The 5,260-nt window shown below is 37.3% G+C and carries 6 protein-coding genes; 1 reads left to right on the forward strand and 5 read right to left on the reverse strand.

The features are described from left to right. Positions 1 to 1,313 (forward strand): DUF4139 domain-containing protein (locus QVB70_RS18160; protein ID WP_287589268.1); only part of this gene is annotated, 1,313 nt, incomplete at its 5' end. A 134-nt stretch (positions 1,314 to 1,447) separates the two neighbouring features. On the opposite strand, the gene QVB70_RS18165 is transcribed toward QVB70_RS18160, so the two are convergent. From QVB70_RS18165 to QVB70_RS18185, 5 genes are all read right to left on the reverse strand, one after another. Next, positions 1,448 to 1,750 (reverse strand): hypothetical protein, encoded by a 303-nt coding sequence (locus QVB70_RS18165; RefSeq protein ID WP_287589269.1) that lies wholly within the window; start codon positions 1,748 to 1,750, stop codon positions 1,448 to 1,450. A 315-nt stretch (positions 1,751 to 2,065) separates the two neighbouring features. Beyond that, positions 2,066 to 2,596, reverse strand: a complete 531-nt coding sequence (locus QVB70_RS18170; protein WP_287589271.1) for an HIT domain-containing protein — start codon at positions 2,594 to 2,596, stop codon at positions 2,066 to 2,068. A 237-nt stretch (positions 2,597 to 2,833) separates the two neighbouring features. Then, the gene (locus tag QVB70_RS18175) at positions 2,834 to 3,973 is read right to left on the reverse strand and encodes a hypothetical protein (protein ID WP_287589274.1); all 1,140 of its coding nucleotides are present in this window, start codon (positions 3,971 to 3,973) and stop codon (positions 2,834 to 2,836) included. A gap of 168 nt (positions 3,974 to 4,141) precedes the next feature. Continuing rightward, a complete protein-coding gene (locus tag QVB70_RS18180; RefSeq protein WP_287589276.1) occupies positions 4,142 to 5,014 on the reverse strand; it encodes a fumarate hydratase in 873 nt (290 codons plus the stop codon). 15 nt (positions 5,015 to 5,029) lie between these two features. Further along, on the reverse strand, positions 5,030 to 5,260 hold a 231-nt coding region (locus QVB70_RS18185; protein WP_287589278.1), incomplete at its 5' end, for a fumarate hydratase C-terminal domain-containing protein.

Raw genomic sequence — 5,260 nt, forward strand, 5'->3', positions numbered from 1 at the left:
AAAAAGCGGCTCTGGCACAGCAACAAGAAGGTTTATTGAGCCTATGGAACAAAACAACTCATGAAGAACATTTCCTTAGACGATGGGCTATGGGTAAAATTGACATTGAAAAATTAAAAACTCTCGAAGCCTATGTATTCCAAGATTTTTCCACCAAATTGCTTGACCTTGATCTAAAACTTAAGAAATTACAGGAAAAGATAGATGATAAAAATGCGCAACTAGAAATGTTAAATGCACAATTTAGGGAGCAAACTGAGCGACTTTATGATATTGTAGTTAACGTCGATGTTGACCAAGAATCTGATTTTGAATTAGATGTTACTTACCGTATCTATGATTCATATTGGCATCCTACTTATGACATTACTCTTGAGTCAGAGTCAGCCAAGGTAGAGCAATTTGTATTAGTCAGGAATTCTACATTCGAACCATGGAATAATGCGTACTTAACACTAAGCACCGTTTCGACAAATGTCACAAGTATTCAAGAACCAGAACCATACTATATCTATCTGGGGACCCCCTACGTAGCAAAGCCCAGGAGTGCGGCAAGAAGAGATATGTTTGAAGCTGAAAAGAAAATGGCTGAAATAGAAGAAATGGATGAAGATCTTGCTGGTGCACCTTATGAGGAAGAACCTGCCCTAATGCCTCCACCTGCGCCAGATCTGAAAGTTGTAGAAGCTGAACTGCGTTCAGAAGGCGAAGTTCAGGTGTTCAAATTACCCGAGAAAGTTACGATTCCCCCTGATGGAGAACCACATGGCTTTTTAGCACAAACGTACAAGTTGCAATTCAAACGTGAGTTTTATTGGGATGCCTATCTCGGCAATGAAGTTATTGAACTTTTAAAAATTACAAACGGTGATGTGACGCTTCTCCCAGGCCGAGCAAAAGTATTTGAAGGTCAGGATTTTATTGGAGCAACGAATTTACCAAAAATCGCACCAAGCGAAGAATTCGACGCTGGAGCTAGAGTAAGTCCAACGATCAAAGCGGAAAAGAAACTCATGGAGCGTGAGGCTGAAAAAACTGGGCTTGTCGGTAAGAAATCAACTAGATCTTATAAGTATCAACTTAAGATCGAAAACCTTCGAGAAGATTCCCTCATAACAGTTTATGACAGAATACCAAAGTCACAAAGTGAAGAGGTTGAGGTCGAAATAAAATCCATGAAACCAGAGCCTAAAGAAACGCGAATTGGTATTTATAAATGGGAAGTAGAAGTACCGGCTAAAAGCGAATTCTTTATTGAATATGAATTTGTCATAGAGTTTCCAAGGGGACAGAACGTATATCCTTTACCTTAAACTAACAAAAATCCTTTCTTTTTTCTCTAGAACGCTTAAACTTAAAATTTATTTTGTTTTTCTTATTGAAATTGAGTTATTTGAAAAAGCAATTCGGTTAATTTAAAAAAAGAGAGATTAGAAGTTTAATCGAGTTAGGCGGATGTTTCCGAAGTTTCAGACTCATCACTAGTCGTGAAGGTCTCCCAGAGTTCATCAGTTTTTGGGCAGTAAAGAATAAACTGATAAAATAAGTTGTTAACAGGAACTACATAGATTTCTCCGTGTTCTGGATGTATGATTGATTCACAGGGCTGAAATATATGCGGCTTTTTTAGACAAGTATGAATTTTAGGATACTTGTTAGCTAATTCAGACCAACTGATCTTTCTTAGTGAACTGTCTTTTCCTACAAATTTTCCTTTGAATTTGTTAAAGTCCTTAGCAATATCATCCATCGACAAAATTCCTATTGATGTCTCTACTTTTACGAAACATGAAACCTTAAATGTCTCTCGATATCTCGAGCGAAATAAATTTGTGACTCTCTCTATCAACGAGATTAAAGTTAAAATTTTGGTTTCTCGCCAAGTTTTATTTTTTCTTAAGAGTTTTAAATAAAACATTGCTGAGTATCGCAGTAATCATCATCAACAAATGGGGAATGAAAAAATAACATTCCGCCTGCAAATTGAAAAAAGTTGAGCTCAATGAAAGATAGTTTTTCTTAGCCTAGAATTAATAAAATTTCAGTAATAACTTCACAACAAGGTTTAGTAATCCTTTAGTTTGTAGACATTCTTTCGTAGTTTTTCAAGAGTTTCATCAACATTCTCAACCAAAATGCGGGAACCACTTAAAATCTCCATGAAACCTATGTCTCCGTTATAACGGGGAACTATCTGAATATGAAAATGGTCAATACTAGCGCCAGCAGCGTTGCCCTCATTGAATCCAATGTTAAAGCCATGTGGGTGGTAGAGTTCTTCTAATAGTCTAACGAACTTTTGAGCCAACCGAAAGACATTGAATATTTCTTCTTCTGTGAGTTCACTAAAATGCTCTTTATGAGATAGTGGGATAACGAGACAGTGACCGGGGTTATATGGATAAAGATTGAGTGCTACAAGGGCTACATCATTTCTATATACTTCATTCGAAACTACGTCCGGGTCTCTATCTACGAGTTTGCAGAATACGCATTCTCCTGCTTTTAGTTTTGGTTTTCCATTCCTATTTTGTACATATGCGTTTTTCCAAGGAACATGTAAGTGTTGTGTAAATAAAGGGCGGTCTTCTTTCATTAGTTCATTGTCCTCCGATGAGGTAATTTTTGAACTTCATGTCTTCTCATAGCTTACAGCAAGACTATTATTTAATTAGATTTTGGTTAGGTAAAGTTGCCTATATTCATCTTAATAGAAATCGATAGAATTAGTACCCAGAGTTGTCGTTATAATAGACAGAATTGGTCGTATCTATAAAATATTGTTTTAAAAGTTCAATAGCAAACTATGTATCTACTATTGAAAAAGATGCTTTTAAATGATATCATTTTGGAGAAGTTGTATTCCCAAAAGTATTCTGTCTTCTACTTCGGGGAGCACTTTTTCGTCGCCCTGTGCCTTTCTTATTAATTCCCTTGCACCCAGGAACAGGTTGTATGCCATGTGGAACCCAATCGGAACACCATGAGGGTATAAATCCGCTAAATCTTTCCTCGCGATTAATTTTAGAACCTGATTATAACCTAACAGAAAGGTCAGAATATCCTTTCTAGTCTCATTTATGGTTCCAAATTGTCTAAACTCCTGTAAACATTGATAGGCAAAAAAAGTTCCAATATCTTCGAAACGATCACTATCTCCGGGGTACATGTATTCTGGATCAATGATGTAAACGTTTTGTTTGTACACTGCAGACATGTCTTTAAGAACTGAGTAATCCAGATCGTCATGCTTAATACTCTGGCCGAAAATTACATTATCCATATGAAAGTCTGCAAAAATAAGGCTACCACCAATTGAATTTCTCATTTTGCTGAGATGGAAGTCGACTGCGAGAGCGATGTCCCTCTTATGCTGATCAGTGAGCGGCAAATCAAGCAATATTAACCCCATCAAACCCTTGTACTTATCCACATCGATCCGGTCTGTCTGTGATCCATGGATTGCCGCAAGGAGTTTTCCCACAGTTTTGGCTTTAAAGGTTCTCTCTATCTTCGTTTCTGTATACGTTTGTCCAAAGATACCCTCATAGATAAGTAGACGAGATTCTGGATCACTGTGGATTAATTTAGGCGTCTTTAGATAATCAAAATCAGCAGGAAGTTGTTCTAGTCTCTGTGTTAACATCTGAGAGTTCTCTGCTTCTTGAATGACCTTCTTAGGGCTTGAAGAGATTTTTAGTGCAATCATTGTTGTAAAGCAACCAGCATCCGTACCGAGATTGACTGAAACAAGATGTATTTTTCCTGTACGACCCATTTTTCTAATGCTCGTTATATCATTGATGGTTATAAAACGGGGGCGTAATTGTGTGACTTTCTCGACTGCTGTTTTCAAATGATCTTCAAAACAACTGACAATTCTTGTTAGCAGCTCTGTATATCGCATTTTTTCTCTAATTTCGTTTGCCTTGCCATTCCACGCTTCGTCTTGCCTTGTCATCTCCTTATCCATATGAGTCCACCGAGATAGCTATTGGTCTCTTATGAAAACCCACAATCATTTTTAAAAAATCTATCGCTGGGAAGTACTGAAAAAACGTTTTAAAAAACGATTTATATTGATTGAGAGCACTCTATTAAGTTCAGAAGAAAAGTGCTTTGGATATTAGACAGAACTAACCTAAAAACTTAGATATGTTATATTACCTTCTGAATCAATTTGAGCACCTGCATGTCGATCCGCCCAGCAACTGAAGACAATTCCAACAGGTAAACTTGCAGGATGCCTTCCAGCAACTTCGATATGGACTGATAAAACAGTTGGACCCTCACCCAGTCCCATAACACCTATTTTCAATTCATTTAGCGCTTTAAGTAGTTCCTTTTCTAATTCTGCGATCTTTAAGTTTGGATTATGTGAACCAACAGAACGAAGCAAGGCTTTTTTCGCCAAATTCATTGCTATATCTTCTCCTCCTCCTATCCCTATCCCTAAGAAGTAAGGAGGGCATCCTTTTGCTCCAGCATCAACTACTGAATCAACAATAAATCTTTTTATCCCCTTTATCCCCTCTCCTGGTTTCAATAATCCAAGTTTTGAGACGTTTGTACTCCCTCCACCTTTTGGAAATGCAACGAGTTCTAATACATTACTGTTAGGAACAATCTCCCAATAAATCCATGGGATGTAATCTGCTACATTGTTGCCAGTATTTCCCTTGAAAAGATCAACAGTATTTGGTCTTAAGGGAATATCCCGTGTAGCTTTAATAGTAGCCTTTCTTAGTATGTTTAGTAATTCTGCAATAATCGGAAATTGTTCTCCCACCTTAACGAAAAAGGAAACGACTCCTGTGTCTTGGCACATGGGACGTACTGAAGTTTTTGCAGTTATGAAATTATCTACAATAGCTTGTAACTGTGTTTTGGCAATTGCAGTTTTGCTCTCCTCTAAAGCTTTAAGTAGTGTGTTCTCAATACTATCTGGAAGTTTAGTAACTGCTGATCTCAGGAGTTCTATAGCAACAGTCTCAATGATTTCATCAAGTTCCATTTTTAAGCCTCCAAGTTAAATTATATTTAACTGTTTGTAAACTTCTGTTACGTTTTCTCTAACATGGCTATTTACTTCCGCAAAGAGATTGTTCCCATGTGAATCTATAGCGACAACTAATGGACCAAAATCTTTTACTTCGTAAACCCAAAGGCATTCAGGCATGCCTAATTCCTCCAACCAAAACACATCTTTTACGTTTATAATTCGATTTGCTGCAAGAAGTGCTGCACCTCCAGTAAATGC

It is taken from the genome of Candidatus Borrarchaeum sp. (assembly GCF_019058535.1).
In the GTDB taxonomy this organism is placed as follows: domain Archaea; phylum Asgardarchaeota; class Sifarchaeia; order Borrarchaeales; family Borrarchaeaceae; genus Borrarchaeum; species Borrarchaeum weybense.

What these genes read in the sequence shown, in the direction of transcription:
- QVB70_RS18170 (WP_287589271.1), bottom strand. Translation starts at nt 2,596, where the DNA reads ATGAAAGAAGACCGCCCTTTATTTACACAACACTTACATGTTCCTTGG.
- QVB70_RS18175 (WP_287589274.1), bottom strand. Translation starts at nt 3,973, where the DNA reads ATGGATAAGGAGATGACAAGGCAAGACGAAGCGTGGAATGGCAAGGCA.
- QVB70_RS18165 (WP_287589269.1), bottom strand. Translation starts at nt 1,750, where the DNA reads ATGGATGATATTGCTAAGGACTTTAACAAATTCAAAGGAAAATTTGTA.
- QVB70_RS18180 (WP_287589276.1), bottom strand. Translation starts at nt 5,014, where the DNA reads ATGGAACTTGATGAAATCATTGAGACTGTTGCTATAGAACTCCTGAGA.